The sequence below is a fragment of the Xylophilus sp. ASV27 genome (genome assembly GCF_016428875.1).
Lineage (GTDB): Bacteria > Pseudomonadota > Gammaproteobacteria > Burkholderiales > Burkholderiaceae_C > Xylophilus.
This window is the reverse complement of the sequence record NZ_JAELTO010000068.1, coordinates 1-26,093: the sequence shown is the minus strand read 5'-3', so window position 1 is coordinate 26,093 and position 26,093 is coordinate 1. Positions and strand designations below refer to the sequence as shown.

Below are 26,093 nucleotides of genomic sequence, written 5' to 3'. Positions count from 1 at the left end.
CTACGGGTTCCTCATGGCCGAGCGCCTCGTCGCCGACAAGTCTGTCGGCGATAAAAAAAACTTCATCGAACGCCAGGTGCCTGCCCTTCCCGAGGATTACGTCCCCCGAGGCAGTCCTGCGCGCGCAGCGCCACGTGGCGACGTCGATCACGACACTGCGTCATCGACTGAGCTACCAACTGATCGCTCGTCTCGGGCAGTGCCCATGCTGCGGAAGGGCAAGCGCAAAGCATCTTTTATGACACAGTAAGACTAGGGCAACGCTGAACAAGTCCCTCGCGTGTCGCGCATCCCTGCTGTGGGCGGTCTGCGGCGTTGCAAATCCTCGCCATAGCTGCGGCTATGGCTGCGGTTTGCGCCTTGCATCCCATCTCACACCAGGGCGCGCGCCACCACGCGGACTTATTCAGCGTTACCCTAGCACTCGATGTGTCGCAGGCCTCGTACTTCGGCAAGCGCTTCGCGGCCGTGGGCCAGGGCGCCAAGACCCCTCTCCAACTGCTGACGGATCTGCAATCCGAAGCCAGCGACCTGATCAGCTATGACCTGCTGGCCGAGCTGCGCATGGCGCCTGTCGAAGGCGACGATGTGCTGGAAGGCAAGGAAGAAGGCTAGCGCTTCTACACCGATGAGCTGTACATCGACCAAGTGCGTGCCGGCGTCAACACGGGTGCCCATGAAGAACATGGACGCCATGGAGCTGGACAGGTCCACGCGGGGCGCGGCGTGGATCACACGCTGGTTCGCATCCGTGGCGGCAAACCCGAAGTGATGTTGATTTTTCCGAAGGCGGATGTAGGCGCCAAAACCCAAAAAAGCCCTTCGGCACCCGCAAAGGTACCGAGAGGCTTTTTCTTGTTTCTACACCACCTGTGTCCCCGGCATGTCCCCGGGGGCCAAGTGCAATTCGTAAGCCATTGATGCATAAGCAATTCAATGGCCTCCTCGACAGGAATCGAACCTGTATCTAGCGCTTAGGAGGCACTCGTTCTATCCATTGAACTACGAGGAGAGCCTTAGATTGTAGAACGGCGTATGCCCTGCCTGCGGGCCGGACGCTTCAGCGCTCGCCTGTTGCATGGTTGAACGCGCCGGGATGATTCTCGAGGCTTCCCGTCAAGGCGGCATGGAGGACGGCGCGGCCGTCTACCGACTCGGGGCCGCCGCCGATGTCGAGCCAGGTCAGGTGTTCGGTGCCCTGCTTCGGGCCGCGCACGGAGAGCACGCCGTACATCATGTTTTGCCAGTTGTTCCGAGCCGCAGTCGTGCGGCTTGCACGCGAACATGACGTAGAACTCCCGTCCATCGAAGGGCACGACGTTCGCTGGAGATTCGGTGCCAGCACGCGGCGCCCACGCCGGCAGCCGGCGGCCCTTCTTCATCGCGTCGAATGCCGCGCTCGCCTCACGGTCGCTGGTTCCTTGTCAAATTACATTTGCTGCGGCATCTGCGCGCCCACCCACTCAGTTGTAGGTGATGGTGTAGATCAGGTCCAGCGCACTCTTGGTGCCGGTCTGGCCGCGCAGTTGCAGGCGCCGCGACAGGTCGTAGAAGATGTAGAGGGTGCCGAACGTGCCCGAGAGACTGCGCTCATAGGTCACGTAGATCTTCTGGGATATCCGCTTGCCGAAGGTGAGGGCGGCGGCCGAGGCGTCGGTGCCGGAGCCCGGGCCCTTGAAGCCGATCTCGTCCAGGCCGACCTTGGCGGCGATGTTTCCCGAGCTTCCCTTGCCGCCCGACAGCAGTGCCAGCGCGGCCTGCTGCAGCAGCGCGGCCTCGGCGCCACCATTGGCGGCGCTGCGGCCCAGCACCACCCAGGACAGGGTTTCGGCGTCGGTCAGTGCCGGGTCCGAGTACAGCCGCACGCTCGGCGACTGCGCGGTGCCTGTGACCTGCACACCGGCACGCACCGCGATGTTGGGCCGGATCGCCAGGATGTCGAGCGAGGGATTGTCGTAGGGGCCGTTGAAGCGGATCACGCCGGACTCGACGTCGAGCTGCTGCCCATAGGCCCGGTACCGACCCTGGTCGGTGCGGATGTCGCCGGTGATCAGCGGCGGCCGGTCCAGGCCCGCGCTGCTGCGGATGTCGAGCTTGCCCGTCAGGCGCGTGGTGATGCCGCGCCCCTGCACCGCGAAGTCGTTGCCCAGGTCGAAGCTGACCGCGATGTCGGGCGGCTTGGCCGTGGCCACTTTGCGCGAGGCGCGCTCGATGCGCTCGGCCTTGGCGGCGGCCTCGCGGTCGCGTGCCGCGGAGCGCACCACGACGTCGGAGCCCAGTTGCGGCGCCGTGTCGTCGGGAAGGATGATGGCGGCGCGGTCGGTCCTGAGGTCGCCGCGCAGAACCAGCCGGCCGTCGTCGGTGCGGGCCTGCAGGTCGCCCGAGAGGGTCACCTGGCGGTCGCTGCGTACCGATACGCGAAGGGCTTGCGCCGTGGCTTTCAGGTCCAGTGCCAGACCGGCGGCGCCCGCCCAGCCCAGCGTGCCGCGCAGCATGAGGCTGCCGCCGTCGGCGGTGGACAGGCTGCTCGCGGTGGCGCGGCTGCCACCGATGCCGGAGATGCGGGTGTTGCTGCCGGTGCCGCCGCGCAGGCTGAATTCGGTGATTTCCAACTGGGTGCCGCGCAGCGTGGAGCGCAGCCGGCCGTCGCGCAGTTCTATGCCGTCGACCGCGGAGCGCAGCGACAGGTCGTCGGCGGCCAGCGTGCCGGTCCATTGCGGTTCGTTGCGCCTGCCGGCCAGCGTGGCGTCGGCCTGCAGCGTGCCCTGCACCCGCCAGCCGGGCGGCGCCAGCATGGACCAGGCGCCGATGCTGGGCAACCGGGCCTGCAGCCGGCCCTCGAGCGGGGCGTCTTCGGGCCAGCTCCAGCCGCCGTCCTGGCGCTGCAGGCGGGTGCTGGCAGAGGCCATGACCTTGCCGGCGCGTTCGCTGTCCCAGGCCAGTTCCGCCCGCACCGCGTTGCCGTCGGCCATGAGCGCCAGGCGAGCTTCGCGCAGCCCGGCGCTGGTGGTCGGCTGCGCGGCCTCGCTGCGCTGCGTCGTGCCGGAGCCGCTGCTGCTGACATGGGTGGTCGAGGGCGCATCCTCGGCCAGCACCCGGATGTCGCCGCTGCGGCGCATCAGGCTGGCGCGCGCGCGCAAGGTGTCGCTCGCGTCGATGTCCCAGTCGCCGTCGAACACCAGGTCGCCCGACAGGCCCAGCTGGCCGAGCGTGTCCTGGCCGTCCGCCAGGGCCTGGGCCCAGGCCATGGGCAGGCCCTCCAGCCGGCCTTTGGACTGCAACTGGTGCGCGTTGCCGGCCTGGCGGTAGCGCATCGGCTCCCAGGCCAGGCGCACGCTGCCGTCCACCGGCCCGCGCAGCCGCGCCTGTCCGGCGCTGGTCTGCACGGTCATGCCCTGGGCGTCGCTGCGCAGCGTGGCGCTGAGCGGCTCTTCCATCGTCAGCGTCCAGGGGCCTGGCAGTTGGCTGTCGCGGGCCTCGATCTGCAGGCGGGCGATGGCCAGCCGTCCGCGGCCCGGGCCGTCCATGCCGCCGCTGGCCTGGGTGCTCCACTGCGCGCGCCGGGTGCCGCTGGAGGCCTCGCCCTGCAAGGACAGCGTGGCCTGTTCCAGGCTGCCCCCCAGCTCGGCGTGCAGGCCGCGCAGTGCGATGGCGGTGGCCGCGCCTTCGCCCGCTGCCGGCAGCGTCAGGTTGAAGCTGGGGGCGTCCAGCCTTGCCTGCAGCGTCAGCTCCGGGCCCTTCGCGCGCATGCCCTTGAGGCGTTGCTGCACGGATTGCCAGCCGCCTTGCCAGCGGGCGTCGAGCTGCGCCTTGCCTGCCAGGCGCAGTTCCGCGAGCGCCGCGGGGAGCCCGGGCAGACCCGCGACCCAGCGCTGCAGGCGGGCGGCGTCTGCCACCTGCAGCGCCAGCGTGCCGGCGCCGCTGGCCGCCGCCATGCGTCCCTGGGCCTTGCCCTGGGCGCCGGGCAGGGCGAGTGCGAGCTGGCCTTCGCCCGCCGGCGCCGCGGTGTCGATGCGGAGCTGCCCTTGCAGCGAGGCCTCGGCGGTCTGGACGCGCAGGCTGCGCAGGTCCAGCGCGGCATTCGCCCACTGTCCTTGTGCGGCGGCGCCGCGCAGGTGCAGTCCATCCAGGCCGCCCGGAGACGGGCGGCCACCGGCCTGGGCCTGCAACTGCACGTCGAAGCCGATGGCCTCGCCGCGTGTCTCGGCGCTGGCCTTGCCACTCAGGGCCGGGCCCTGCAAGCGGGTGTGCAGGTCGCCCGGCCGTACGCCGCGCAGCGTGGTGCGCGCCTGCCATTCGGCGGGGGCCGCAGGCGCGCTGGCGGCGGGTGTGAAGCTGCCTTCCAGCGTGATCTCGCCGCCGCCCGCATGCAGCTTGGTGTCGGAGAGCGTCCAGCGGCCGTCCTGCAGCAGCGCCTGCGCGGCGAGGTCCTGCAGCGGCAGCCGCTGCCTGTCCCAGGGGCCGGGGGTGCGGTTCTCCAGTTCCGCGCTGGCACGCAGGCCATTGCCTTGCGGGGTGGCGCTTAGCGTGCCATGCAGTTGCGTGGACGGGGCCTGCGGCCAGAGCTGCGCCAGGTCCAGGAAGTCGAAGCGGGCATCGGCCTGCACCACGGGCTGCGTCTGCCAGGGGGCGACCACGGCCTGCAGGTCGGCGCTGGTACCGTTCGGCGCGGGGTCGCCGGCCTGCCGCAGCGTGGCGCGCAGCTCAAGGCGGGCCGCCGCCGTGGCCAGGGTGCCGCGCACGCCGGCATCGCCGAGGACGTCGAGCGCAGCGTCGCTGCCGGGCACCGGCGCGCGCAGCCGCGCCGACAGCGATCCGTCCAGGGCCATGGGCGCGGCGCCCTGCAGCGTGGCACTGGCCTGATAGTGGCCGCCGGGCAGGTCCACGCCATCGATGGCGAGCCGGTGCTCGCCGTGCTCGTAGCGATAGCGGCCGGCCAGTTGCGTGGCCTGCAGCAGCGGTGGGCCGGCCCAGCGCAGATCGTCCACCCGGAACGGCAGGTCTACCTCCAGCGGCAGTGTGAGCTGCTCCAGCGGCTCTGTGGGGCTGTCGTCGCCGGGCCCGAGGCGTTCGATGGCGATCTGCGCGGCATGCAGCTCGCCCAGTTGCAGGCGCTTCTTCAGCAGGGGGCGCAGTTGCCAGCCGATGCGGGCATCGTGCACCTCCACGGCCAGCGTGGGGCTTTGCCAGCGCAGCCAGCCGATGTGGCCGCCGGCGCGGACCGAGCCGCTGACCTCACGCGTCTCCAGTGCCTGCCCTGCCGGCATGCGCTGCGCCACCTGGGCCAGCACCGTGGCGAGGGACTGCGAGGAGCCGGCCCAAATCCAGGCCGCGCCCAGCAGCAGCGCCGACAACAGCAACAGCGTGGCGACGGCCGCTGCGGCCCAGCGTGCAAGGCGCCACCGTGGCGGGGGAGGGGGGGAGGCTGCGGGCCGCGGGGTGTCGTGCCGGGCCGCGGCGATGTCGTCATGAGAGGGCGCTGCCATATGCCGCGAGTATCGGGACGCTCGCCCGGCGGAGCGTCAGAAAGTGAAACCCAGCCGCAGGTGCAGGCGCAGGCGGCGGTCGGCCACGCCGTAGGCGACGTCGGTCTGCAGCGGGCCGACCGGGCTGCGCCAGCGCACGCCCGCGCCCACGCCGACCTTGGCCTTGAGTTCGCTCGGCTGGTCGGCGACCGCGCCGGCGTCGAGGAACACCGCGGTCTCGAACTCGGTCATCTCGCCGTTCCAGACCACGGGGCGCTGCCATTCGACGCTGCCCACGGCCATGTAGCGGCCGGCATAGATCTGGTCGTTGACGGTGCGCGCGCCGATCTGGCGGTAGCCGTAGCCGCGCACCGTGGTGTCGCCCCCGGTCAGGAACATGAGCGTGGCCGGCACCTGGGCGTTGGTGCGGGCATTGACGGCGCCGGCCTCGGCGCGGAACTGCAGCCGGCTGCGCCGCGCCTCGCCGGCCTCCGCCTGCACCATGCCCAGTGGCAGGAAGAACAGGCCACGCGCGTAGGTGCGGAAGAACGGGGCGCGCTCGCCGATCAGCGTATAGCCCGGGCCGACCTCCAGCGCCAGCCCGTAGCCGCGCGTGGGGGCGGTGTTGCTGTCGAAGTAGCGGCCGGTCCAGCCGTAGTTCAGGCTCAGGGCCGAGCCCGAGGGGGGCGCATCCGTGCCCTGGCTCTTGGCGTAGTCGTACTGCAGGTAATAGTTGCGGTCGATGTGGTCGGTGCTCTTGGCGCGGCCGCCGCGCAGCCGGCCGCTGTTGATGTCGTAGCTGCCCGCGACCTCGCGCTGCGCCAGTTGCGAGGTCACCCAGCGCCAGCCGTCGGTGCCGGGCAGCGAGCTTTGTTCGGAGCCTATGGACTGGGTCTTCTGGTCGTAGATCAGCTTGGATACCGCGCGCCAGCCGATCAGCGGCAACTGGTTGTGCGTGTGGTTGATGCTGATGCCCACGCCGCTGTCGGTGCTGGCGCCAACGCCCAGAACCAGCTTCTGCAGCTTGGCGTCGCGCACCTGGGCCATGACCGGCGCGGCCAGCGGATCGGGCGCGTTCGGGTCCAGCGTGAGGAAGACCGAATCGAAGTATCCGCTGGCGGCCAGCCGCTGCTGGGCCTCCAGCAGCTTGGCCTGGTCGTAGTCGGCGCCCACCGGTACGCGCGAGAGGCGCTCGGCCACTTCGGGCGGGTAGCGCTCGCTGCCGCGTACCTGTACCGGTCCGAAGCGGTAGGCCGGGCCGGAGTCGTAGGTGACCGAGAGCTTGGCGCTCTGGGTGTCGGCATCGATCTCGGCGCGGCTGGCGCGCACGCTGCCCGTGGGGAAGCGCCGGGCATTGAGCGCGCGCAGCCCGCCGGTCTTGGCGCCGTCCCAGCCGTCCTGGGTGAAGCCCTGCCCCGGCCGCAGCGACCAGTTGCGCAGGATGGCGTCGCGCTGCCCTGCGGCGCCGGGGTCATCGGCGATGGCGCCGGTGAAGTCGATGTGCACCTCGGCGATGCGGGTCTGCGGGCCCGGCTCGACGCTCATGGCCACTTCGCGCGGTGCCGGGCCGTCGGGGGTTTCGCGCAGGTCCAGGCTGATGCGCGGCGAGAAATAGCCGAGCGTGCCCAGCAGGTCGCGCGCATTGGCGTCGGCCGCGCCCAGCAGGCGGGAGAGTTCGCGTGCGTCGAGATCGTCCAGCAGGCGGTAGCGCTGCAGCTCCAGATGCCGCGTGAGGTAGTCGCGGATGTCCTTGGGCGCCTGCACGTCGAGCGTGAAGGCCGGCCGGCGCGTGTTCCCGGCATCGGCCTTGCCGCTGGCGCCGGCGGCGTCGGCACTGCTCAGCACATGGGTGCCGTCGGCCTGGGCGGCGGGGTCTTGCTTGGGCTTGAGCAGGCTGCAGCCGGAGAGCAGTAAGGGCGCGCAGAGCAGCAGAGGGATCAGGTGGGCGGCAGTCGGGGTGCGTCCATGCATCGGATCATTTTGACAGCAGACGCATGGTCTCCTCGAGGCCTTTGAGTGTCAAAGGGTACATGCGCTGCGACATCAACTGCTGGATCACGCCGATGCTCTGCCGGTACTGCCATACGCCCTGGGGCTCGGGGTTGATCCAGGCGTACTTGGGGAAGGCGTGGGTCAGCCGCTGCAGCCACTCGGCACCGGCCTCCTCGTTGTTGTACTCCACGCTGCCGCCGGGCTGCAGGATCTCGTAGGGGCTCATGGTGGCATCGCCCACGAAGATCAGCTTGTAGTCCTTGTTGTACTTGCGGATGATGTCCTGCGTCGGGAATTTCTCGCTGAAGCGGCGGCGGTTGTTCTTCCACATGAAATCGTAGACGCAATTGTGGAAGTAGTAGAACTCCAGGTGCTTGAACTCGCTCTTCACGGCGGAGAACAGCTCCTCCACGCGCGCCACGTGCTCGTCCATGGTGCCGCCCACGTCCATCAGCAGCAGCACCTTCACGTTGTTGCGCCGCTCGGGCACCATCCTGATGTCCAGGTAGCCGGCGTTGGCCGCGGTGGAGTGGATGGTGTCGTCCAGGTCCAGCTCCTCGGCCAGGCCCTGGCGCGCGAACTTGCGCAGGCGCCGCAGCGCGACCTTGATGTTGCGCGTGCCCAGTTCCTGCGTGTCGTCGTAATCCTTGTAGGCGCGCTGGTCCCAGACCTTGACCGCGCTCTTGTTCCGGCCGGCGCCGCCGATGCGCACGCCCTGCGGGTTGTAGCCGCCGTGGCCGAAGGGCGATGTGCCGCCGGTGCCGATCCACTTGCTGCCGCCCTCGTGGCGCTCCTTCTGCTCCTCCAGGCGCTTCTTGAGCGTCTCCATCAGCTCGTCCCAGCCCATCTTCTCGATGGCGGCCTTCTGCTCGGGCGTGAGCTCGCGCTCGAGCGTCTTGCGCAGCCAGTCGAGCGGGATCTCCTTGGTGAAGTCGGCCACCAGTTCGACACCATGGAAGTAGGCGCCGAAGGCGCGGTCGAACCGGTCGTAGTGCTTCTCGTCCTTCACCAGCACCGTGCGCGCGAGGTGGTAGAAGTCGTCGATGGCCCAGGCGCCGTCCGAGTTCGGCCCGACGACGCCGGCCTGCAGCGCCTCTAGCAGCGCCAGGTGCTCCTTGACCGACACAGGCAACCTGGCGCTGCGCAGCGCGTGGAAGAAGTCGATCAGCATGGCATCACTCCTGCGGTGCGGCGCGGCGTTCCAGCAGGTACAGCAGCTGCGCCCGCGCCTCGGGCCATTCGCCGCTGCGCATGCTGTACATCACGGTGTCGCGGATGGTGCCGTCGCGCCGCGGCGCATGGCCGCGGATCACGCCGTCCTTCTTGGCGCCCAGGCGCTCGATGGCGCGCTGCGAGGCGAAGTTGAAGTTGTCGGTGCGCCAGCCCACCACATGGCAGCCCAGCGTCTCGAAGGCATGCGCGAGCAGCAGCAGCTTGCAGGTGGTGTTGACGTGGCTGCGCTGCACGCGCTGTGCGTACCAGGTGTAGCCGATCTCCACCCGTTTCACCGCGGGCAGGATGTCGTGGTAGCTGGTGCTGCCCAGCACCTCGCCGCTGGCCTGGTCGGTGACGGCAAACGCAAAGCGGTTGCCGGCCGCGCGCATCTCCAGCGCGGCCTCGATGTAGGCGCGCGTCTGCTCCGGCTCGGGGACCGAGGTCACGCGCAGCGTCCACAGCGCGCCATCGGCCGCGGCGGCGCGCAGGCCGGCTTCGTGCGGCAGGTCCAGCGGCACCAGCCGCACGCCGCGGTCGGACAGGGTCACGGGTTCGACGAAGGCCATGTCGGTCAGCGATTGCGGGAATTCATGAAGACCAGCTTCTCGAACAGCGTGACGTCCTGCTCGTTCTTGAGCAGCGCGCCCACCAGCGGCGGCACCGCCACCTTGTCGTCCTTGCTCTGCAGGGCTTCGAGCGGGATGTCTTCGGCCACCAGCAGGCGCAGCCAGTCGATCAGCTCGGAGGTGCTGGGCTTCTTCTTCAGGCCGGGCAGGTTGCGCACGTCGTAGAAGGTCTTCATCGCCGCGGCGAGCAGGTCCTTCTTGAGCGTGGGGAAGTGCACGTCGACGATCCGCTGCATGGTCTGCGCGTCGGGGAACTTGATGTAGTGGAAGAAGCAGCGGCGCAGGAAGGCGTCGGGCAGTTCCTTCTCGTTGTTGGAGGTGATGAAGACCAGCGGCCGCCGGCGTGCGCGGATCACCTCGCGCGTCTCGTAGCAGTAGAACTCCATGCGGTCGAGTTCGCGTAGCAGGTCGTTCGGGAACTCGATGTCGGCCTTGTCGATCTCGTCGATCAGCAGCGCCACCGGCTCCTCCGCGGTGAAGGCCTGCCACAGCACGCCCTTGACGATGTAGTTGTGGATGTCCTTGACCCGCTCGTCGCCCAACTGGCTGTCGCGCAGGCGGCTCACCGCGTCGTATTCGTACAGGCCCTGCTGCGCCTTGGTGGTGGACTTGATGTGCCACTGCAGCAGCGGCATGCCCAGCGCGCCGGCCACCTCCTCTGCCAGCAGGGTCTTGCCGGTGCCGGGTTCGCCCTTGACCAGCAGGGGGCGTTGCAGCGCGATGGAGGCGTTGACGGCCAGCATCAGGTCCTGCGTGGCGACGTAGTTCTGGGAGCCTTGGAACTTCATGGAGGGTCTGCGCGAAAGAGTGGTCGGGCCCCGCCGCGCGGGCCGGCCGCGCAGGCGTTTCGGAAGGTCCTGCCGGCTATAATCGAAGGTTGATTACGGCGACTGAACCTCCACGAGATTGTGCGCGCAAAATGAAAAAGCTGTTCTCCACGGTGTTTGCAATGGCTGTCGCTTCCGTGACCGCTCTCGGTTCGGCCCAGGCCCAGGACGTCAAGGGCGACGCCAAGGCGGGCGAAAAGAAGGTTTCCATGTGCATGGGCTGCCATGGCATCGTGGGGTACCAGTCCAGCTTTCCCGAGGTCTACAAGGTGCCCAAGATCGCGGGCCAGAGCGAGAAGTACCTGGTGGCCGCGCTCGGCGCCTACCGCGACGGCAGCCGCAAGCACCCGACCATGCGCGGCATCGCCGACAGCCTGTCGGACCAGGACATCGCCGACGTCTCGGCCTACTATGCGCAACTCGGCAAAGAGCCCGGGGCGACGCTGCCGGAGAAGTCCTCGCGCGAGCCCAGCGCCCAGGTCGCCGCGCTGCTGCAGAAGGGCATCTGCGTGTCCTGCCACGGCGCGAATTTCTCCAAGCCGATCGACCCGTCCTACCCGCATCTGGCCGGCCAGAACGCCGACTACCTGTTCGTCGCGCTCAAGGCCTACAAGACCGAGAACAACGCCAACGTCGGCCGCTCCAACGGCGTGATGGCGGGCGTGGCCAAGCAGTTCACCAATGCCGAGCTCAAGGCGCTGGCCACCTACATCGGCTCGCTCGACGGCGACATCAAGACGGTGCCGGAGGCGCGGTTCCGCTGAGCTTGCGCAGCGCTTCCAAGAAAAAAGGCCGCTCGTCGAGCGGCCTTTTTTTCATGGGTGCAAGTCCCGCAGCGAGTTGATCACGGCGAACCCGAGCGGGGGCGGGTAACCGGCCAGGATGGGGTGGCCCCATCCCGATGCATGAAATAGGCCTGTAGCCCAGGTAGTACCTAGGCTTTATGCTATCAATAATGAAGCATTCCGCTGGCCTACAGGTCGAAGAACACGGTTTCCTTCGGGCCTTGCATGTGAATGTCGAAGCGGTAGACGACGCGGCCGCCGGCCTCGCTGCGCTGCGCCACCAGCGTATCGCGGCGCTCGGGCGGGACCGCCTGCAGCACCGGGTCGGCCGCGTTGGCCGCGGCCTCGTCGCTGAAGTAGACGCGGGTGAAGGCATGCACCAGCATGCCGCGCATCATCACGATCACATGGATGTGCGGCGCCTGCCCCGGGCCCTCGGCGCCGGGTTTGACGGTGTCGAACTGGAAGCGCGCCTGCGCGTCGGTGCCGGTGCCGGTGCGGCCGAAGCCGCGGAAGCCGCTCTGGGCGGCGGCGCGCGGCGCGGCGCTGGCCTGCACGTAGTGGCCGCTGGCGTCGGCCTGGTGGATCTCGATCATCGCGTCGGTGATCGGGGCGCCGTCGCCGTCGTAGACCACGCCTTCGAGGCGGATGTGCTCGCCCTGGGCGTGGGGATAGGCCACGACCGCATCGAAGGGCTGGTCGAAGTCGTAGCGGTACTGCTCGGCCGTCAGGCCGTAGGCGAAGTACGGGCCCACGGTCTGCGAGGGCGTCTGGCCGAAGTTGTCGCGCTGGGCGCTCATCAGGTCATGGCTCATGGCGGGCTCCTTACTTGCGGTTCTCGAAGTGCGTTTCGTCCGCGCCGCGCAGCACCATGTCGAACTGGTAGCCCAGCGCAAAGCCTTCCTCGGTCAGGTCCAGCGTGAAGTCGGCCACCAGCCGCCCGCGCGCCTTCTCGGGCGTGCCCTGGAAGATCGGGTCGTACCGCAGCAGCGGGTCGCCGGGGAAGTACATCTGCGTCACCAGGCGGCTGGCGAAATGCTGGCCGAACAGCGACAGGTGGATGTGCTGCGGGCGCCATGCGTTGCGGTGGTTGCCCCAGGGGTAGGCGCCGGGCTTGATGGTGAGGAAGCGGTAGCGGCCCTCGTCGTCGGTGAGGCAGCGGCCGGCGCCGAGGAAGTTCGGGTCCAGCGGCGCGTCGTGCTGGTCGACCTTGTGCACGTAGCGGCCGCAGGCGTTGGCCTGCCACAGCTCGATCAGGGTGTTGCGCACCGGGCGGCCGCGCTCGTCCAGCACGCGCCCGGCCAGCACCATGCGCTCGCCGATCGGCTCGCCGTTCTTGCGCGCATTGCGGGTCAGGTCGTGGTCGAGTTCGCCGACGCTGTCGTGGCCATAGACCGGCTGGTTCAGCTCGCCCAGCGCCGCCTTGAGCGGGATCAGCGGCCGCGTCGGCGCGCGTCTGGCGGTCGACTTGTAGCCTGGGTAGAGGTAGGGCGGGTGGCTGGACCAGTCGCGCGGCGTGATGAGCGCGGTCGGGCCCTGGGTCTTGGTCAGCATGGTGCGTCTCCGGTGGGGTAGGTCTGGAGGCGGATTCTCGGCCGGTGCTTGCATGATGTAAATTGAAGATTCCAGCAATTTGCATGAGCATTGGTGATGAAAGACCTGACCGCCGCCGGCTTTGCGCGCAACGTGCAGTTGCGCCATCTGCGCTGCCTGGTCGCCGTGGCGCAGGAGCGCCATCTGGCGCGCGCCGCCGCGCGCCTGGCGCTGAGCCAGCCGGCGGTGTCCAAGATCCTGGCCGAACTCGAGGCGCTGGCCGGCACGCGACTGGTGGAGCGCGGCGACGCGGGCCGGCGCGGCGTGCAGGGGCTGTCGGCCGCGGGCGAGCAACTGCTGGCCCACGCGCTGCGCGTGCTGGAGGCGATCGACGCCAGCGCCCAGGTGCTGGCGCCGGAGCGCGGCGCCGGGCCCGAGCGCCTGCGCATCGGCGCGCTGCCGAGCGTGGCCGCGGCCCTGCTGCCGCAGCCGCTGGCGCGTCTGCGCGAGCGCCGGCCGGGGCTGCAGGTCATCGTGCGCACGGCGACCAATGCCGTGCTGCTGGATGACCTGCGCGCCGGCGAGCTGGACCTGGTGGCCGGCCGCATGAGCGATCCGCGCCTGATGGAGGGGCTGAGCTTCGCGCTGCTCTACAACGAGCCGCTGGCCTTCGTGGTGCGCCCCGGCCATCCGCTGGCGCGGCGCGCGGCCTCGGTGCCGGCGGTGCTGGGCTACCCGCTGGTGGTCTACGGTGAAGGCACGATCCCGCGCCTGCATACCGAGAGCTTCTTCTCGGGGCTGGGCATTGCGCTGCCGGCGCACGCGCTGCAAACGCTGGACGTCTGCCTTGCCGCCCTGCTCACCGCGCAGTCGGATGCGGTCTGGATCACCCCCCAGGGCGCTGCCGGCGAAGACCTGCGCGCCGGCCGGCTGCTGCGCCTGCGCATCGACACCACGGGCACCGAGGAGCCGGTGGGCCTGCTGCAGCGCAGCGACGCCGCGCCTTCGGCCGCGCGCGATGAAATGGCCGGGCTGCTGCGCCTGGCCGCCAGGCGCCCCGCCGCGCGCAAGACCACGCGACGCTGAAGACCGCGGCAGCCCATGGCGGCACAAACGGCCGCGCAGCCTGGGGGAATCAATCCCGCGTTGCCCTGCGCTGCACGCAGGCCACATAGGCGTTGCCATCGGGCGGGCGGCCGGCGCGCTGGCTTTCCCAGAGCATGCTGCCCAGGCACTCCATCACCTCGTGGTGGGCATCGTGCAGGCTGTCGCGGCGCGCGGCCAGCAGTTCCACGGCCTGGCGTATGCCGCGCGGCTGGTCGATCGAGCACTGCTCGCTGATCGACAGGTGCATGGACAGGTGCAGGAACGGGTTTTCGCGCCCGGCGCCCGGGTAGGCGCGCAGCAGCGCGGCATCGGCGTCGGCCAGGTCGGCGTGGTACTCGGGGTGCTCCGCGATCCACTGGCCGGCCAGCACCTCGATCGCCTCCATGGGCGCGTCGCCGCGCGACTTGGCGTATACGGAACAGAAAAAGCGGCGGACGTCCTGCTGCGAGGGGTTGAACATGGTGGCGGCAGCCTGGTACGGCCGGTGATTTGAATGGAATATGGCTGTAGCCCAGGCGGATTCTGGGCTGCTAGCTATATATTTTATAGCTATCGCGCCTGCAGCCGCTGCGAGATGGCCGCGGTGGCCGCCCGCAGCAGCGGCAGCATCTGCTGCTGCATGGCGTCCACGCCGATGCGGTTGACCTGCGCGCTCAGGTTCAGCGCCGCGATGGTCTGGCCGCGGCGGTCGACGATGGGGGCGGCGATGGAGACCAGGCCTTCCTCCAGTTCCTGGTCCAGCAGGCACCAGCCCTGCTCCCGCGCCTGGCGGATGCGCGCCAGCAACCCGGGGACTTCCGTCACCGTGTGGCGCGTCAGCGCGGCGCGCGGGGTGGCGTGCAGGCGCGCCTCGACCTCCTCGTCCGGCAGGCTGGCCAGCAGCACGCGGCCCAGCGCGGTGAAGCAGGCCGGCAGGCGGGAGCCCACGCCCAGGTTGATCTTCATGATCTTGTGCGTCGGCACGCGCAGCACGTAGACGATGTCGCGGCCCTCCAGCACCGCCGCCGAGCAGGACTCCTTGACCCGCTCCACCAGGTCTTCCATCACCGGCTCGGCCAGGTTCCACATGGGCATCGACGACAGGTAGGCAAAGCCCAGGTCCAGGATGCGCGGCGTCAGGCTGAACAGCCGGCCATCGCTCTCGACGTAGCCCAGGGCCTGCAGGGTGAGCAGGATGCGGCGCGCCCCGGCACGGGTCAGGCCGGCGCGCTGGGCGACCTCGGTCAGGGTCTGGCGCGGCGCGTCGGCGCTGAAGCTGCGGATCACCTCCAGCCCGCGCGCGAAGGACTGCACGTAGCTGTCGCCGGGGCGGGGAGGGGGGGCAGGAGGCGTTGCAGTCACGGGCGGGACGGCGCGGGGCGGGCGCGCAGAGGGAAGCTGGATAGAATCCGAAATTCATTATACGAACATAAGTTCGCCATAAGAACATTAAGGCGCCAGCCCTGGCGCATTCCTCCGCCGGCCACGGCCGGCTTCCCCAGGAGACGTTTCGCATGATCGACAAGATAGTGGCCAGCGTTGCCGATGCGCTGGCCGATGTGAAGGACGGGTCCACCGTGCTGATCGGCGGCTTCGGCACCTCCGGCATCCCGAGCGAGCTGATCGACGGCCTGATCGCGCAGGGCGCCAAGGACCTGACCGTGGTCAACAACAACGCCGGCAATGGCGACACCGGCCTGGCCGCGCTGCTCAAGGCCGGGCGGGTGCGAAAGATCATCTGCAGCTTTCCGCGGCAGGCGGACAGCCACGTCTTCGACGCGCTCTACCGCAGCGGCAAGCTCGAACTGGAGCTGGTGCCGCAGGGCAACCTGGCCGAGCGCATCCGCGCCGCCGGCGCCGGCATTGGCGCCTTCTTCTGCCCCACCGCCTACGGCACCGAACTGGCCAAGGGCAAGGAAACGCGCGAGATCAATGGCAGGCACTACGTGCTCGAGTACCCGATCCATGGCGACGTGGCCCTGATCAAGGCCGAGGCCGGCGACCGCTGGGGCAACCTCACCTACCGCAAGGCCGCGCGCAACTTCGGCCCGGTCATGGCCACTGCCGCCCGGCAGACCATTGCCACGGTGCACGAGCTGCGCGAGCTGGGCGAGCTCGACCCCGAGGCCATCGTCACGCCCGGCATCCACGTCAGCAAGATCGTCAGGATCGAGCGCATCGCCACCCAGGCCGGCGGCTTCAAGCAGGCGGCGTGAAGGAGAACCCCATGAGCTACCAGAAACGCAGCAAGGACGAACTCGCCCGGCGCGTGGCGCAGGACATCCATGACGGCGCCTACGTCAACCTGGGCATCGGCCAGCCCACGCTCGTCGCCAACCACATACCCGCCGGCTGCGAGGTCATCCTGCACAGCGAGAACGGCATCCTGGGCATGGGCCCGGCGCCGGCCAAGGGCAGCGAGGACTACGACCTGATCAACGCCGGCAAGCAGCCGGTCACGCTGCTGGCCGGCGGCGCCTTCTTCCACCATGCCGACAGCTTCGGCATGATGCGCGGCGGCCACCTGGACATCTGCGTGCTCGGCGCGTTCCAGGTCTCGGCCACCGGCGACCTGGCCAACTGGAGCACCGGCGAGGAGGGCGCCATCCCCGCCGTCGGCGGAGCCATGGACCTGGCCATCGGCGCCAAGCAGACCTGGGTCATGATGGACCTGCTGACCAAGCAGGGCGCGAGCAAGGTGGTGCCGCAGTGCACCTACCCGCTGACCGGCCTGGGCTGCGTCAAGCGCATCTACACGGACCTGACCACGCTCGAATGCACGTCGCAGGGCCTGCGGCTGATCGATACCGTCGCCGGCCTGTCGCGCGAAGCGCTGCAAACCCTCGTCGGCCTGCCGATCGCCCCCGCCGCATGAACCATTTCCAAAGAGACAAGGAATCTCCCATGAGCCAGCAAGCCTTCATCTGCGACGCCATCCGCACGCCCTTCGGCCGCTACGGCGGCGCGCTCTCCAGCGTGCGCACCGACGACCTGGGCGCCATCCCGCTCAAGGCGCTGATGGCGCGCAACCCCCGGGTCGATTGGGCGGCGGTCACCGACGTGATCTACGGCTGCGCCAACCAGGCCGGCGAAGACAACCGCAACGTCGCCCACATGGCCAGCCTGCTCGCCGGCCTGCCGCTGGAGGTGCCGGGCGCCACCCTCAACCGCCTGTGCGGCTCGGGCCTGGACGCGCTGGGCACCGCCGCGCGCGCCATCAAGTCCGGCGAGGCCACGCTGATGATCGCCGGCGGAGTGGAAAGCATGAGCCGCGCGCCCTTCGTCATGCCCAAGGCCGAATCGGCGTTCAGCCGCGCCAATGCGGTGTACGACACCACCATCGGCTGGCGCTTCGTCAACAAGCTGATGAAGCAGCTCTACGGCGTCGACTCCATGCCCGAGACCGCGGAGAACGTCGCCACCGATTACCAGATCAGCCGCGAAGACCAGGACAGGATGGCCCTGGCCTCGCAGCAGCGCGCCGTGGCCGCGCAGAAGGCGGGCCACTTCGACGCCGAGATCACCCCGGTGAGCGTGCCGCAGAAGAAGGGCGAGGCCCTCGTCGTGTCCAAGGACGAACACCCGCGCGACACCACGCTGGAAGCCCTGGCCCGCCTGAAGCCCGTGGTGCGCCCCGACGGCACCGTGACCGCCGGCAACGCCAGCGGCGTGAACGACGGCGCCGTGGCGCTGCTGCTGGCCGACGAAGACACTGCCCGCAGGCACGGCCTCACGCCCCGGGCGCGCGTGCTCGGCATGGCCACCGCCGGCGTCGCCCCGCGCGTGATGGGCATCGGCCCGGCACCCGCCACGCAGAAGGTGCTGGCGCAGACCGGCCTCACGCTCGAGCAGATCGACGTGATCGAGCTGAACGAGGCCTTCGCCGCGCAGGGCCTGGCCGTGCTGCGCCTGCTGGGCCTGCGCGACGACGACCCGCGCGTGAACGCATGGGGCGGCGCCATCGCCCTGGGCCACCCGCTGGGCGCCAGCGGCGCGCGGCTGGCGACCACGGCGGTGAACCAGCTGCACAAGACCGGTGGCCGCTACGCGCTGTGCACCATGTGCATTGGCGTGGGGCAGGGCATTGCGGTCATCCTGGAGCGCGTGTGATCGAGGGAAGTCAACCAGAAGTCACCCTGGTCAGCGGCGCGAGCGCCGGCATCGGCCGCGCCATTGCCGAGGCGCTGCTGGCGCAGGGCCGTACCGTGGTCAACCTGGACTACGCCCGGCCCGACTGGGGCCACGAGCGCCTGCTGTCGTTCCAGGCGGACCTCACGCGCGAGGACCAGACCCGCGAGCGCGCCGCCGAGATCGCCGCGCAGTACCGCGTCGTGGCCCTGGTCAACAATGCCGGCGCCACGCGGCCGGGCACCATCGATACCGCCACCAGCGCGCAGCTCGACGACGTGGTCGGCCTGCACCTGCGCGCCGTCATGCTGCTGACCCAGGCCTTCCTGCCGGCGCTGCGCGCCTGCGGGCAGGGGCGCATCGTCAACATGTCCTCGCGCGCCGCGCTGGGCAAGGTCGAGCGCATCGTCTACTCGGCCACCAAGGCCGGCATGATCGGCATGACGCGCACCATGGCCATGGAGCTGGGCCGCGATGGCATCACCGTCAACGCCATCGGCCCGGGCCCGATCGCCACCGAGCTGTTCCGCAGGAGCAACCCCGAGGGCGCGCCGCAGACGCAGCGCATCCTCGACAGCATCGCCGTGGGCCGCATGGGCACGCCCGAGGACGTGGCGCGCGCCGCGCTGTTCTTCCTCGCGCCTGACAACGGCTTCGTCACCGGCCAGGTGCTGTACGTATGCGGCGGCACCACGCTCGGCCAGGCGCCGGTCTGACCCCCTGATTCCTCAACCCAGCGTCCGCTGCCGGTTGCCGCGGCGGCGCGCTGCTTTCCTGTCCGCCCTCCACGGGTATCCATCGCCAGCCAAAGGCCTCTTGCCATGACCCTTGCGTTCCGTTCTTCCGCCGCCCTGCGGCGCCGTGCCGTGCTGCTCTGCGCCGCCGCGGCCTGCCTGGCCGCCATGCCGGCATCAGCCCAGCAGGCCTGGCCGTCGGCCAAGCCGATCACCATCGTGGTGCCCTTCGCCGCAGGCGGCACCACGGACATCCTGGCGCGCATCGTCGGCCTGCACCTGGGCACCGAGCTGGGCCAGCAGGTCATCGTCGACAACCGCGCCGGCGCGGGCGGCAACATCGGCGGCCAACTGGTGGCGCGTGCGCCGGCCGACGGCTATACGCTGCTGATGGGCACCGTGGGCACGCACGCGATCAACCAGTCGCTCTACAAGAAGATGCCCTTCGACCCGATCAAGGACTTCGCCCCGATTTCGCGCGTGGCCAACGTGCCCAACCTGCTGGTGGCCAACCCGCAGCAGCCGTTCAGGACCGTGCCGGAGCTGATCGCCTATGCCAAGGCCCATCCGGGCAAGGTCAACTTCGGTTCTTCGGGCAATGGCAGCTCGATCCACCTGTCGGGCGAGCTGTTCAAGAGCCTGGCCAAGGTCGACATGGTGCATGTGCCCTACAAGGGCAGCGCGCCGGCGGTGACCGATCTGCTGGGCAACCAGATCGCCATCATGTTCGACAACCTGCCCTCGGCGATCCAGTACGTGCGCGCGGGCCGGCTGCGCCCGATCGCCCTCACCACGGCCAAGCGCTCGCCCGAGCTGCCCGACGTGCCGACCATCGCCGAGGCCGGGCTGCCCGGGTATGAGGCCACCTCGTGGTTCGGCCTGCTGGCGCCTGCGAAGACGCCGGCGGACATCGTCAACCGGATCGACGCCGCACTGGTCAAGGTGCTGGCCAATCCCGAGGTGAAGAAGAAGCTCAGCGAGCAGGGCGCCGAACCGTATGCCGAGACGCCCGAGCAGTTCGCCGCCTTCATCAAGGCCGAGACGGCCAAATGGGCTTCGGTGGTGAAGGAGTCCGGCGCAAGCCTGGATTGAGCGCCGCTCAGGACACCTTCAGCGTGGCGTGCTCGCCCATGTCCTGCGGCGGCTTGCCGGTGACGGCGGCCTTGGCCATCTTGTAGAGCTGCACCATCTTGCTGTCGGTCACGTCCCAGTACTCGGCCTCTTCGATGCGCACCGCGAGCAGCGCCAGGTCCGGGTCGTTCGGGCCCTTCGGAAACCAGGCCTCGGCCATCTTGGTCCACAGGCGTTCTACGGTGGCCGGGTCCTGCGCGATGCGCGCGGTACCGGTAATGGACACATAGCGGTCCTTTCCCGGATGGGCATAGGCCAGGTTCACGTTGCCGTCGGCTGCCATATGGGAGGCGACTTCGCCCGAGCGCGGCACGAAGAAGTACAGCGTGGCGTCTTCGTCGATCGACTGGTTCTGCGTCGTCAGCGGATGGCTGTGCAGGCCGCCCCCGGGGTGGCGGTGGGTGAACATGCCGAACCTGATGTCCTCGATCAGGTCCCATAGCTTGGCGTGGGTCGATTCGTGCTGGGTCATGGGAACTCCGTTCGCTGTCAAGTGGGAGGGGAGCCCAGCATGGCGGAGCTGCGCAGGCGACGGCGTCAGCCGGGAGCCTGCGCGGGTGTGGGTCTTGGCCGTTGCGGCCCGTGCGGCCCATCCAGCACCATGCGCACACGGCGGGCCAGGTCGGCGAGCCGGTAGGGTTTCTTGAGGATCTCGAACTCCACGTCCTGGTCGGCGTTCTTGCCCTCGGACGAGCCGTCAAAGCCCGTGGTCAGCAGCACCCGGAGGCGCGGCATGCGCTGGCGCATCTCGCGTGCGAGCGCGAAGCCATTCATGCCGCCGGGCATGACCAGGTCGGAAAACAGCAGCTGCGGCCATTCGCTTTCGGGCAATGCCTCCACCAGCGCCAGCGCCTCGCGCGCGCTGTGCGCCACCTGCACCCGGTAGCCGAGGCTGTGCAGCATGTCGCGCGACAGGGCGGCCACCTCGGCGCGGTCGTCCACCACCAGGATGGCCTCATCGCCGCCGCGGTCGCTGGCACGACGCCCCAGCGCGGCGGGCGCGCGTACCTGGTCACGCGAGACCGGAAAGTACAGGCGCACCGTCGTGCCCAGGCCCAGCTCGGAATAGATCTCCACCGTTCCGCCCGACTGCTTGACGAAGCCGTACACCATGGACAAGCCCAGGCCGGTGCCCTTGCCCTCGTCCTTCGTGGTGAAGAACGGGTCCATCACCCGCGTGACCATCTCGGGTGCGATGCCGGCGCCGGTGTCCGTGACGGAGATGGACACGTACTGCCCCGCCGGCAGGCCGGAAAAGGCGGTGATGTCCTCGGGCTGCACCTCGACGTTGCGGGTCGTCAGCGTGACCGAGCCGCCGCCGGGCATGGCATCGCGCGCGTTCACCAGCACGTTGAGCATGGCGACCTCGAGCTGGGTCGGATCGAGCTGGCAGTTGCGCAGCCCCGGCTCCAGCACGGTATGCACCTGGACGCCGTTGCCCAGCGTCTCCTTGACCATGTCGATCACCCCCTCGGCGATCGTGTTGAGGTTGAGCGACCGCCCTTCGAGCCGCTGCTTGCGCGAGAACGCCAGGAGCTGCTGCGTGAGCGTCGCGGCCTTGGTCACCGCGCTGCGGATGCTGTCGACGCTGCGTGCCAGGGACGCCGAGTCCACCGCACCGGCCCGCATCTTGAACTGCAGGATATCGAGGTGGCCCGACATCACCTGCAGCAGGTTGTTGAAGTCGTGGGAAATGCCGCCGGTGAGCTGCCCCAGGGCCTCCATCTTCTGCGCCTGGCCCAGCGCGTCCTCCGCATCGCGGCGCCGGCTCACGTCGAGCTGCGAGGCGAAGAAGTACACCAGCTCCTTCTGCCGGTTGTAGACCGGCGACACGAACAGCGCATTCCAGAATGTCGAGCCGTTCTTGCGGTAGTTCAGGATCTCGGTGGTGAACTCGCGCCGGTCCTCGATCGCCTCGCGCAGGGCCTGCACCGCGCTGCGGTCCGTCTGCGGGCCCTGCAGAAAGCGGCAGTTGTGGCCCAGGATCTCCTCCTGCGCATAGCCGGTCATCGAGAGGAACGCCTGGTTGGCAAAAACGACGGGGTTGTCCGGCAGCCGCGGGTCGGTCACGAGCATGGGCATGCGCGTGGACTCGATGGCGGCGAAGAACATGTCGTCGCGGTGGCCAGGATCGGCGCCGGCGCCAGACTCGCTTGCGGACGCTCCTGGCGGATGTGAAGGGCGCATGGGCGGCTTTTCGGGTTGGGCCATGGGGGCGCGGCACCTCCCGGATGCCCGCATCAGTGAAATGTATCCAGCCTAGCCGCGCGCTTCGCCAGGGCTTGTCAGCCAATTCCCCACGCTGTTGTGGCGCGGCAGCGCCTGTGCGGTAGCAAACGGATAAGCTCCGCCACCTCCGTTCCATTCTTCCATCGCCATCGCCATCACCATCACCATCATGACCATCGACCAGACCGCGCTCGACCAGATCTTTCTCAACGCACGCACCGCCAACGGCTTCCTCGACAAGCCGGTGCCCGTGGCCCTGCTGCGGCAGGCCTACGACCTGGCCAAGATGTGCCCGACCTCGATGAACACGCAGCCCACGCGCTACCTCTTCCTGGTCTCGCCGGAGTCGCGCCAGCGCCTGAAGCCTGCGCTCTCCCCCGGCAACGTCGACAAGACCCTGGCCGCGCCGGTCACCGTGATCGTCGCCACCGACATGCGCTTTCATGAGCACATGCCCCAGGTCTGGCACGGCGAAGGCGCCCAGGCCATGTTCGAAGACAACCCAGCCATGGCCAGTGCCACGGCCATCCGCAACGGCACGCTGGGCGGCGCCTATTTCATCCTGGCCGCGCGCGCCGTGGGCCTGGACTGCGGCCCGATGAGCGGCTTCGACATCGCCAAGGTCAACGCCGAATTCTTCCCGGACGGCCGCCTGCAGGCCAACTTCCTGATCAACCTCGGCTACGCCGACCACAGCAAGGAATTCAAGCGCAATCCGCGCCTGTCCTTCGAGCAGGCGGCGCAGGTGCTGTGACGGCACGGAGTTGCGGCTGATTGCTATAAAAAATATAGCTAATAGCCTGGATACTGACTGGGCTGCAGGCATTTTTCACTTGAATTGCCGTTGCGCCGCAGCCGCCCGGGCCGCTACAGTGCCTCTTTTGGACAACTCCGCAGGAGCCAGGCATGCCGGTCGTGGTCGTAGCCAATCCCAAGGGCGGCGTCGGGAAATCGACGCTTGCCACCCACATCGCTGGGCACTACGCGCGCCAGGGCCATGCCGTGATGCTGGGCGACGTGGATCGGCAGCAGTCCTCGCGCTTCTGGCTCGGGCTGCGTCCGCCGCAGGCGCGGCCGATCAGCACCTGGGAGGCCAGCGGCGAGCGCCTGCTGCTCAAGCCGCCGCGCGGCACCACGCACGCGGTGCTGGACACGCCGGCCGGGCTGCACGGCTGGCGTTCCTCGGAGGTGTTCAAGCTGGCCGACAAGATCGTGGTGCCGCTGCAGGCCAGCGTGTTCGACATTTTCGCCACGCGCGATTTCCTCGACGAACTGACGGCCCGCACGGGCCGGCAGCCGCAGATCGGCATCGTCGGCATGCGGGTGGACCCGCGCACCATTGCCGCCGACCACCTGCGCGAATTCGTGGAGAGCCTGGGCCTGCCCCTGGTGACGATGCTGCGCAGCACGCAGAACTACGTGCACCTGGCGGCGCGCGGGCTGACCCTGTTCGACGTCACGCCCACGCGGGTGGAGAAGGACCTCGCGCAGTGGGCGCCGCTGCAGCAGTGGCTCGACGGCTGAGCCCCCTGTCGCCGCGCCGACATCCCGGGAGCCGGCGGCTGGCTACAGTGCGCGCATGAAAACCTTCGACACCATCGCCGATCTCGCCGCCTGCGTCGGCCAGGAGGTCGCCCTGAGCGACTGGACCACCATCACGCAGGAGCAGGTCAACCGCTTCGCCGAGGCGACCGGCGACCACCAGTGGATCCACGTCGATCCCGAGCGCGCGCGCCAGGGGCCTTTCGGCGCGCCGATCGCGCATGGTTTTCTCACGCTGTCCCTGCTGCCGCGGTTCTCGGAGACGGCGATGCGCGTGCTGCAGACCGGCATGGGCGTGAACTACGGGCTGAACCGGGTGCGCTTTCCGGCGCCGGTCCCCGTGGGCAGCCGCCTGCGCGCGCGCTTCGTGCTGCGCGGCGCCGAGCCGGTCGAGCGCGGCGGCGTCCAGTTCACCTGGGAGATGACGGTCGAGCGCGAGGGCAGCGACAAGCCGGTCTGCGTGGCCGAGTCGCTCACGCGCCAATACCCCGCCTGAGCGGGGTATTGGCGAGTCAGGCGCGGCGGGGCTTACAGGCTGGGGTTTTCGCCTTCGGCGATCTGGCCGGTGCGCACTGCCTGGATGGCCTGCTGCCGCACCTCAGCGCGGGAGACGCTGGAGTACACCGGCGGCAGCACGCGCGAACCGGCGGCTTCCATGTCGTGGTGGTGGGCGGCGTAGACGGCTTCGGCGTGCACGTCGGCGCGATCGCGCTGCGACTGGAACTGCAGGGCGCGCCAGGACAGGTCGTCGCCTTCACCGGCGGCGTGGGCGGCGGCGCCCAGGGTGCTGAGCAGGGCGAGGGCGGAAACGGCGAGGATGTTGCGGCTCTTCATGATGGAACTCCTGGTTGGTTGCGGTGTGGCATCGACTCCGGAAACGCCCCCTGGCGTCCCCGTCTCGGTGAGTCCTTTTGGATGTGGCCCATCGATGGGATGAACTTTAGGCGTCCTGGCCGTTCTTAAAAACCGCGTGGTCAGCAACGGATCATTGCAGAATCCGGAATAAAGCTGGCATGCGCGCCGGCGCCACAACGTCAGGAATAGAGGGCCCATGGACCGGCTGCAATCGATGCGGGTGTTCGAAAAGGTGGTGGACGAGGGCGGCTTTGCCGCCGCCAGCCGCGCGCTGGAGCTGTCGCCGGCGGCGGTCACGCGGCTGATCGGCGACCTGGAGCGCCACCTGGGCACGCGCCTGCTCCAGCGCACCACGCGGCGGCTGGCCCTGACCAGCGCGGGCGAGGCCTATCTGGCGCGGGTGCGCGCCATCCTGCACGACGTCGATGAGGCCGAGGCCGAGGCCGCTTCCAGCACCCGCGACCTGCGCGGCACCCTGCGCCTGATCGCCGCGCCGGTGCTGGCGGCCTACTTCCTGGCGCCGCGGGTGCGCCAGTGGCGCGACCTCTATCCCCACCTGGCGCTGGACATCACCACCGACCTCATGCCGCAGGCGCGGGTGGAAGAGTTCGACGCCAGCCTGCTGCTGGTGGACGAGGGCTTCGATGCCAACGTGGTGGCCCGCCCGCTCTGGACCGGCGAATGGATCGTCTGCGCCGCGCCGGACTATCTGGCCCGCCGCGGCACGCCGGCCACGCCGCAGGAACTGGCCGGCCACGACCTACTGCGCCAGCCCTGGCAGGCCGGCGGCCCGCACAGCCACAAGCTGCGGCTGCGGCGCGCGGATGGCGCCGGCGAGCCGGCCGAGCTGGCCATGAACGTGGTGCTGCAGGCCACCACGATCGACGTGCTCTACCGCGCCGCCATCGCCGGCGCCGGCGTGACCGTGGTGTCCCGGCTGCTGGCGGCGCCGCAACTGGCCAACGGCAGCCTGGTCGAACTGCTGCCGGGCTGGATCTCCAGCCGCTACACGCTCTACGTGGCGCAGCCCACGCGGCAGCTGGTGCCCTCGCGCACCCGCGCCTTCATCGACTTCCTGCAGCGCACGGGCGCGGACGTGGAATTGTCGATCCCGCCGCGCTGAATTTCAATGAAAAAGGCCTGAAGCCCAGGTATTACCTGGGTTGTTTGCTATCAAAAATATAGCATCATGCGGCGCCGGGAAACCCGGCCTGGCGCCAGGCCTCGAACACCGTCACCGCCACCGCATTGGAGAGGTTCAGGCTGCGCTGGCCGGCGCGCATCGGCAGGCGCAGCCGCTGGGCGGGCGCGAAGCTCTCGCGCAGCGCCGGCGCCAGCCCGCGCGTTTCCGAGCCGAACACCAGCCAGTCGCCCGCGGCGAACGCCGTGTCGTGCACCGCGCGCGTGCCGCGCGTGGTGAGGGCGAACATGCGCCCGGGCGCCGGCCGTTCGGCCTCCAGCAGCGCCTGCCAGCCGGCGTGGCGCCGCACCTCGGCGTACTCGTGGTAGTCCAGCCCGGCGCGGCGCATCAGCCGGTCTTCCATGGAGAAGCCCAGCGGCTCCACCAGGTGCAGCGTGCAGCCGGTATTGGCGGCCAGCCGGATCACGTTGCCGGTGTTGGGCGGGATTTCGGGCTCGACGAGGACGATGTGGAACATGGGCGCCGATTGTCGCGGGCTCAATCGGTGCGTGCCACCACCAGGCCCGTGACCCGCGCCGCGCCGGCCTGCCGCAGCACCGCGGCCGCGGCGTAGAGCGAGGCGCCGGTGGTCATCACGTCGTCCACCAGCACCACGCGGCGGCCCGCAAGCGCCGCGGCGCGCAGCGGATCGAGCGCAAAGGCGCCGCGCAGGCTGCGCAGGCGCGCGGCACGGTCCAGCCCGACCTGGCGCGCGGTGGGGCGCAGCCGCAGCAGCAGCGTGGCGTCTGTCTCTTATACACATCT

At 69.5% G+C, this 26,093-nt stretch carries 26 protein-coding genes, 1 tRNA gene and 3 pseudogenes; 13 read left to right on the top strand and 17 right to left on the bottom strand.

All coding sequences use genetic code 11. The features are described 5' to 3' along the window. A pseudogene (locus JHD63_RS14715) lies at positions 1-250 on the top strand (IS701 family transposase); the annotation flags it as partial. Positions 251-429: 179 nt separating this feature from the next. Continuing rightward, positions 430-615 (top strand): hypothetical protein, encoded by a 186-nt coding sequence (locus JHD63_RS14710; protein WP_445327103.1) that lies wholly within the window; start codon positions 430-432, stop codon positions 613-615. 322 nt (positions 616-937) lie between these two features. Here the strand turns inward: JHD63_RS14710 and JHD63_RS14705 are convergent. The 8 genes and pseudogenes from JHD63_RS14705 to JHD63_RS14675 form a co-directional block, all read right to left on the bottom strand. Beyond that, a tRNA-Arg gene (locus JHD63_RS14705) sits at positions 938-1,012 on the bottom strand. Positions 1,013-1,060: 48 nt separating this feature from the next. Further along, the gene (locus JHD63_RS24050; protein ID WP_233168191.1) at positions 1,061-1,234 is read right to left on the bottom strand and encodes a hypothetical protein; all 174 of its coding nucleotides are present in this window, start codon (positions 1,232-1,234) and stop codon (positions 1,061-1,063) included. A gap of 67 nt (positions 1,235-1,301) precedes the next feature. Then, a pseudogene (locus JHD63_RS24045) lies at positions 1,302-1,382 on the bottom strand (C-lysozyme inhibitor); the annotation flags it as partial. An 81-nt stretch (positions 1,383-1,463) separates the two neighbouring features. Next, complete coding sequence (locus tag JHD63_RS14695; protein WP_198971570.1) at positions 1,464-5,486, bottom strand: translocation/assembly module TamB domain-containing protein; 4,023 nt, start codon at positions 5,484-5,486, stop codon at positions 1,464-1,466. A 36-nt stretch (positions 5,487-5,522) separates the two neighbouring features. Then, on the bottom strand, positions 5,523-7,436 hold the full coding sequence (locus JHD63_RS14690) for an autotransporter assembly complex protein TamA (protein ID WP_198971569.1): 1,914 nt from the start codon (positions 7,434-7,436) through the stop codon (positions 5,523-5,525). 4 nt (positions 7,437-7,440) lie between these two features. Further along, complete coding sequence (locus tag JHD63_RS14685; RefSeq protein WP_198971568.1) at positions 7,441-8,628, bottom strand: vWA domain-containing protein; 1,188 nt, start codon at positions 8,626-8,628, stop codon at positions 7,441-7,443. A 4-nt stretch (positions 8,629-8,632) separates the two neighbouring features. Continuing rightward, complete coding sequence (locus tag JHD63_RS14680) at positions 8,633-9,238, bottom strand: GNAT family N-acetyltransferase (RefSeq protein ID WP_198971567.1); 606 nt, start codon at positions 9,236-9,238, stop codon at positions 8,633-8,635. Positions 9,239-9,243: 5 nt separating this feature from the next. Continuing rightward, positions 9,244-10,086 carry an AAA family ATPase gene (locus tag JHD63_RS14675; RefSeq protein WP_198971566.1) on the bottom strand — a complete coding sequence of 281 codons (843 nt, stop codon included), beginning with the start codon at positions 10,084-10,086 and terminating at the stop codon, positions 9,244-9,246. 131 nt (positions 10,087-10,217) lie between these two features. Between JHD63_RS14675 and JHD63_RS14670 the strand changes: the two genes are divergently transcribed. Further along, positions 10,218-10,889 carry a c-type cytochrome gene (locus JHD63_RS14670; protein WP_198971565.1) on the top strand — a complete coding sequence of 224 codons (672 nt, stop codon included), beginning with the start codon at positions 10,218-10,220 and terminating at the stop codon, positions 10,887-10,889. Positions 10,890-11,098: 209 nt separating this feature from the next. Here JHD63_RS14670 and pcaG read toward each other — a convergent pair whose 3' ends face one another. Then, positions 11,099-11,725, bottom strand: a complete 627-nt coding sequence (gene pcaG / locus JHD63_RS14665; protein WP_233168184.1) for a protocatechuate 3,4-dioxygenase subunit alpha — start codon at positions 11,723-11,725, stop codon at positions 11,099-11,101. 10 nt (positions 11,726-11,735) lie between these two features. Then, positions 11,736-12,464, bottom strand: a complete 729-nt coding sequence (gene pcaH / locus JHD63_RS14660; protein ID WP_198971564.1) for a protocatechuate 3,4-dioxygenase subunit beta — start codon at positions 12,462-12,464, stop codon at positions 11,736-11,738. A 96-nt stretch (positions 12,465-12,560) separates the two neighbouring features. Between pcaH and JHD63_RS14655 the strand changes: the two genes are divergently transcribed. After that, positions 12,561-13,529, top strand: a complete 969-nt coding sequence (locus JHD63_RS14655) for a LysR substrate-binding domain-containing protein (RefSeq protein WP_198971563.1) — start codon at positions 12,561-12,563, stop codon at positions 13,527-13,529. 49 nt (positions 13,530-13,578) lie between these two features. Here the strand turns inward: JHD63_RS14655 and JHD63_RS14650 are convergent, their stop codons facing one another. Then, positions 13,579-14,010: a DUF1841 family protein gene (locus JHD63_RS14650; protein ID WP_198971562.1), complete on the bottom strand. Its 432-nt coding sequence runs from the start codon at positions 14,008-14,010 to the stop codon at positions 13,579-13,581. A gap of 89 nt (positions 14,011-14,099) precedes the next feature. Then, a complete protein-coding gene (locus JHD63_RS14645) occupies positions 14,100-14,891 on the bottom strand; it encodes an IclR family transcriptional regulator domain-containing protein (RefSeq protein WP_198971561.1) in 792 nt (263 codons plus the stop codon). Positions 14,892-15,043: 152 nt separating this feature from the next. Between JHD63_RS14645 and JHD63_RS14640 the strand changes: the two genes are divergently transcribed. The 5 genes from JHD63_RS14640 to JHD63_RS14620 all read left to right on the top strand — a co-directional run bounded on the left by JHD63_RS14640 (position 15,044) and on the right by JHD63_RS14620 (position 19,483). Continuing rightward, positions 15,044-15,745: a 3-oxoacid CoA-transferase subunit A gene (locus JHD63_RS14640; protein WP_198971560.1), complete on the top strand. Its 702-nt coding sequence runs from the start codon at positions 15,044-15,046 to the stop codon at positions 15,743-15,745. 11 nt (positions 15,746-15,756) lie between these two features. Further along, the gene (locus tag JHD63_RS14635; RefSeq protein WP_198971559.1) at positions 15,757-16,404 is read left to right on the top strand and encodes a 3-oxoacid CoA-transferase subunit B; all 648 of its coding nucleotides are present in this window, start codon (positions 15,757-15,759) and stop codon (positions 16,402-16,404) included. 29 nt (positions 16,405-16,433) lie between these two features. After that, positions 16,434-17,639, top strand: coding sequence for a 3-oxoadipyl-CoA thiolase (gene pcaF / locus JHD63_RS14630; RefSeq protein ID WP_198971558.1), 1,206 nt, complete (start codon positions 16,434-16,436; stop codon positions 17,637-17,639). Then, positions 17,639-18,373, top strand: a complete 735-nt coding sequence (locus tag JHD63_RS14625; RefSeq protein WP_198971571.1) for an SDR family NAD(P)-dependent oxidoreductase — start codon at positions 17,639-17,641, stop codon at positions 18,371-18,373. Before pcaF ends, JHD63_RS14625 begins: the two co-directional genes overlap by 1 nt. Positions 18,374-18,478: 105 nt before the next feature. Next, complete coding sequence (locus JHD63_RS14620) at positions 18,479-19,483, top strand: Bug family tripartite tricarboxylate transporter substrate binding protein (protein WP_198971557.1); 1,005 nt, start codon at positions 18,479-18,481, stop codon at positions 19,481-19,483. A gap of 7 nt (positions 19,484-19,490) precedes the next feature. On the opposite strand, the gene JHD63_RS14615 is transcribed toward JHD63_RS14620, so the two are convergent. After that, a complete protein-coding gene (locus JHD63_RS14615; protein ID WP_198971556.1) occupies positions 19,491-19,994 on the bottom strand; it encodes a pyridoxamine 5'-phosphate oxidase family protein in 504 nt (167 codons plus the stop codon). A gap of 65 nt (positions 19,995-20,059) precedes the next feature. After that, on the bottom strand, positions 20,060-21,709 hold the full coding sequence (locus JHD63_RS14610) for a histidine kinase famiy protein (RefSeq protein ID WP_198971555.1): 1,650 nt from the start codon (positions 21,707-21,709) through the stop codon (positions 20,060-20,062). Positions 21,710-21,920: 211 nt separating this feature from the next. On the opposite strand from JHD63_RS14610, the gene JHD63_RS14605 reads away from it, so the two are divergent. The 3 genes from JHD63_RS14605 (at position 21,921) to JHD63_RS14595 (ending at position 23,789) form a co-directional block, all read left to right on the top strand. Then, a complete protein-coding gene (locus tag JHD63_RS14605) occupies positions 21,921-22,505 on the top strand; it encodes a malonic semialdehyde reductase (RefSeq protein WP_198971554.1) in 585 nt (194 codons plus the stop codon). Between the two features lie 152 nt (positions 22,506-22,657). After that, on the top strand, positions 22,658-23,275 hold the full coding sequence (locus tag JHD63_RS14600; protein ID WP_198971553.1) for a ParA family protein: 618 nt from the start codon (positions 22,658-22,660) through the stop codon (positions 23,273-23,275). A 55-nt stretch (positions 23,276-23,330) separates the two neighbouring features. Continuing rightward, positions 23,331-23,789, top strand: coding sequence for a MaoC family dehydratase (locus JHD63_RS14595; RefSeq protein ID WP_198971552.1), 459 nt, complete (start codon positions 23,331-23,333; stop codon positions 23,787-23,789). A gap of 32 nt (positions 23,790-23,821) precedes the next feature. On the opposite strand, the gene JHD63_RS14590 is transcribed toward JHD63_RS14595, so the two are convergent. Continuing rightward, on the bottom strand, positions 23,822-24,127 hold the full coding sequence (locus JHD63_RS14590) for a DUF4148 domain-containing protein (RefSeq protein ID WP_198971551.1): 306 nt from the start codon (positions 24,125-24,127) through the stop codon (positions 23,822-23,824). Between the two features lie 217 nt (positions 24,128-24,344). Here JHD63_RS14590 and JHD63_RS14585 point away from each other — a divergent pair, with 217 nt between their 5' ends. Continuing rightward, positions 24,345-25,271, top strand: coding sequence for a LysR family transcriptional regulator (locus tag JHD63_RS14585; protein ID WP_198971550.1), 927 nt, complete (start codon positions 24,345-24,347; stop codon positions 25,269-25,271). Positions 25,272-25,335: 64 nt separating this feature from the next. On the opposite strand, the gene JHD63_RS14580 is transcribed toward JHD63_RS14585, so the two are convergent. Further along, positions 25,336-25,806 carry a tRNA (cytidine(34)-2'-O)-methyltransferase gene (locus JHD63_RS14580; RefSeq protein WP_198971549.1) on the bottom strand — a complete coding sequence of 157 codons (471 nt, stop codon included), beginning with the start codon at positions 25,804-25,806 and terminating at the stop codon, positions 25,336-25,338. 20 nt (positions 25,807-25,826) lie between these two features. Then, positions 25,827-26,081 (bottom strand): annotated as a pseudogene (locus tag JHD63_RS14575) (ComF family protein); the annotation flags it as partial. Between the last annotated feature and the right edge of the window lie 12 nt (positions 26,082-26,093).

Excerpts from the sequence above, each read along its gene's own strand:
- JHD63_RS14605 (WP_198971554.1), top strand. The coding sequence starts at position 21,921 with ATGACCATCGACCAGACCGCGCTCGACCAGATCTTTCTCAACGCACGC.
- pcaH (WP_198971564.1), bottom strand. The coding sequence starts at position 12,464 with ATGCTGACCAAGACCCAGGGCCCGACCGCGCTCATCACGCCGCGCGAC.
- JHD63_RS14695 (WP_198971570.1), bottom strand. The coding sequence starts at position 5,486 with ATGGCAGCGCCCTCTCATGACGACATCGCCGCGGCCCGGCACGACACC.
- JHD63_RS14680 (WP_198971567.1), bottom strand. The coding sequence starts at position 9,238 with ATGGCCTTCGTCGAACCCGTGACCCTGTCCGACCGCGGCGTGCGGCTG.
- JHD63_RS14620 (WP_198971557.1), top strand. The coding sequence starts at position 18,479 with ATGACCCTTGCGTTCCGTTCTTCCGCCGCCCTGCGGCGCCGTGCCGTG.
- JHD63_RS24050 (WP_233168191.1), bottom strand. The coding sequence starts at position 1,234 with ATGTACGGCGTGCTCTCCGTGCGCGGCCCGAAGCAGGGCACCGAACAC.
- pcaF (WP_198971558.1), top strand. The coding sequence starts at position 16,434 with ATGAGCCAGCAAGCCTTCATCTGCGACGCCATCCGCACGCCCTTCGGC.
- JHD63_RS14580 (WP_198971549.1), bottom strand. The coding sequence starts at position 25,806 with ATGTTCCACATCGTCCTCGTCGAGCCCGAAATCCCGCCCAACACCGGC.
- JHD63_RS14600 (WP_198971553.1), top strand. The coding sequence starts at position 22,658 with ATGCCGGTCGTGGTCGTAGCCAATCCCAAGGGCGGCGTCGGGAAATCG.
- JHD63_RS14685 (WP_198971568.1), bottom strand. The coding sequence starts at position 8,628 with ATGCTGATCGACTTCTTCCACGCGCTGCGCAGCGCCAGGTTGCCTGTG.
- JHD63_RS14675 (WP_198971566.1), bottom strand. The coding sequence starts at position 10,086 with ATGAAGTTCCAAGGCTCCCAGAACTACGTCGCCACGCAGGACCTGATG.
- JHD63_RS14670 (WP_198971565.1), top strand. The coding sequence starts at position 10,218 with ATGAAAAAGCTGTTCTCCACGGTGTTTGCAATGGCTGTCGCTTCCGTG.
- JHD63_RS14595 (WP_198971552.1), top strand. The coding sequence starts at position 23,331 with ATGAAAACCTTCGACACCATCGCCGATCTCGCCGCCTGCGTCGGCCAG.
- JHD63_RS14655 (WP_198971563.1), top strand. The coding sequence starts at position 12,561 with ATGAAAGACCTGACCGCCGCCGGCTTTGCGCGCAACGTGCAGTTGCGC.
- JHD63_RS14610 (WP_198971555.1), bottom strand. The coding sequence starts at position 21,709 with ATGCGCCCTTCACATCCGCCAGGAGCGTCCGCAAGCGAGTCTGGCGCC.
- JHD63_RS14590 (WP_198971551.1), bottom strand. The coding sequence starts at position 24,127 with ATGAAGAGCCGCAACATCCTCGCCGTTTCCGCCCTCGCCCTGCTCAGC.
- JHD63_RS14640 (WP_198971560.1), top strand. The coding sequence starts at position 15,044 with ATGATCGACAAGATAGTGGCCAGCGTTGCCGATGCGCTGGCCGATGTG.
- JHD63_RS14615 (WP_198971556.1), bottom strand. The coding sequence starts at position 19,994 with ATGACCCAGCACGAATCGACCCACGCCAAGCTATGGGACCTGATCGAG.
- JHD63_RS14635 (WP_198971559.1), top strand. The coding sequence starts at position 15,757 with ATGAGCTACCAGAAACGCAGCAAGGACGAACTCGCCCGGCGCGTGGCG.
- JHD63_RS14585 (WP_198971550.1), top strand. The coding sequence starts at position 24,345 with ATGGACCGGCTGCAATCGATGCGGGTGTTCGAAAAGGTGGTGGACGAG.
- pcaG (WP_233168184.1), bottom strand. The coding sequence starts at position 11,725 with ATGAGCCATGACCTGATGAGCGCCCAGCGCGACAACTTCGGCCAGACG.
- JHD63_RS14650 (WP_198971562.1), bottom strand. The coding sequence starts at position 14,010 with ATGTTCAACCCCTCGCAGCAGGACGTCCGCCGCTTTTTCTGTTCCGTA.
- JHD63_RS14690 (WP_198971569.1), bottom strand. The coding sequence starts at position 7,436 with ATGCATGGACGCACCCCGACTGCCGCCCACCTGATCCCTCTGCTGCTC.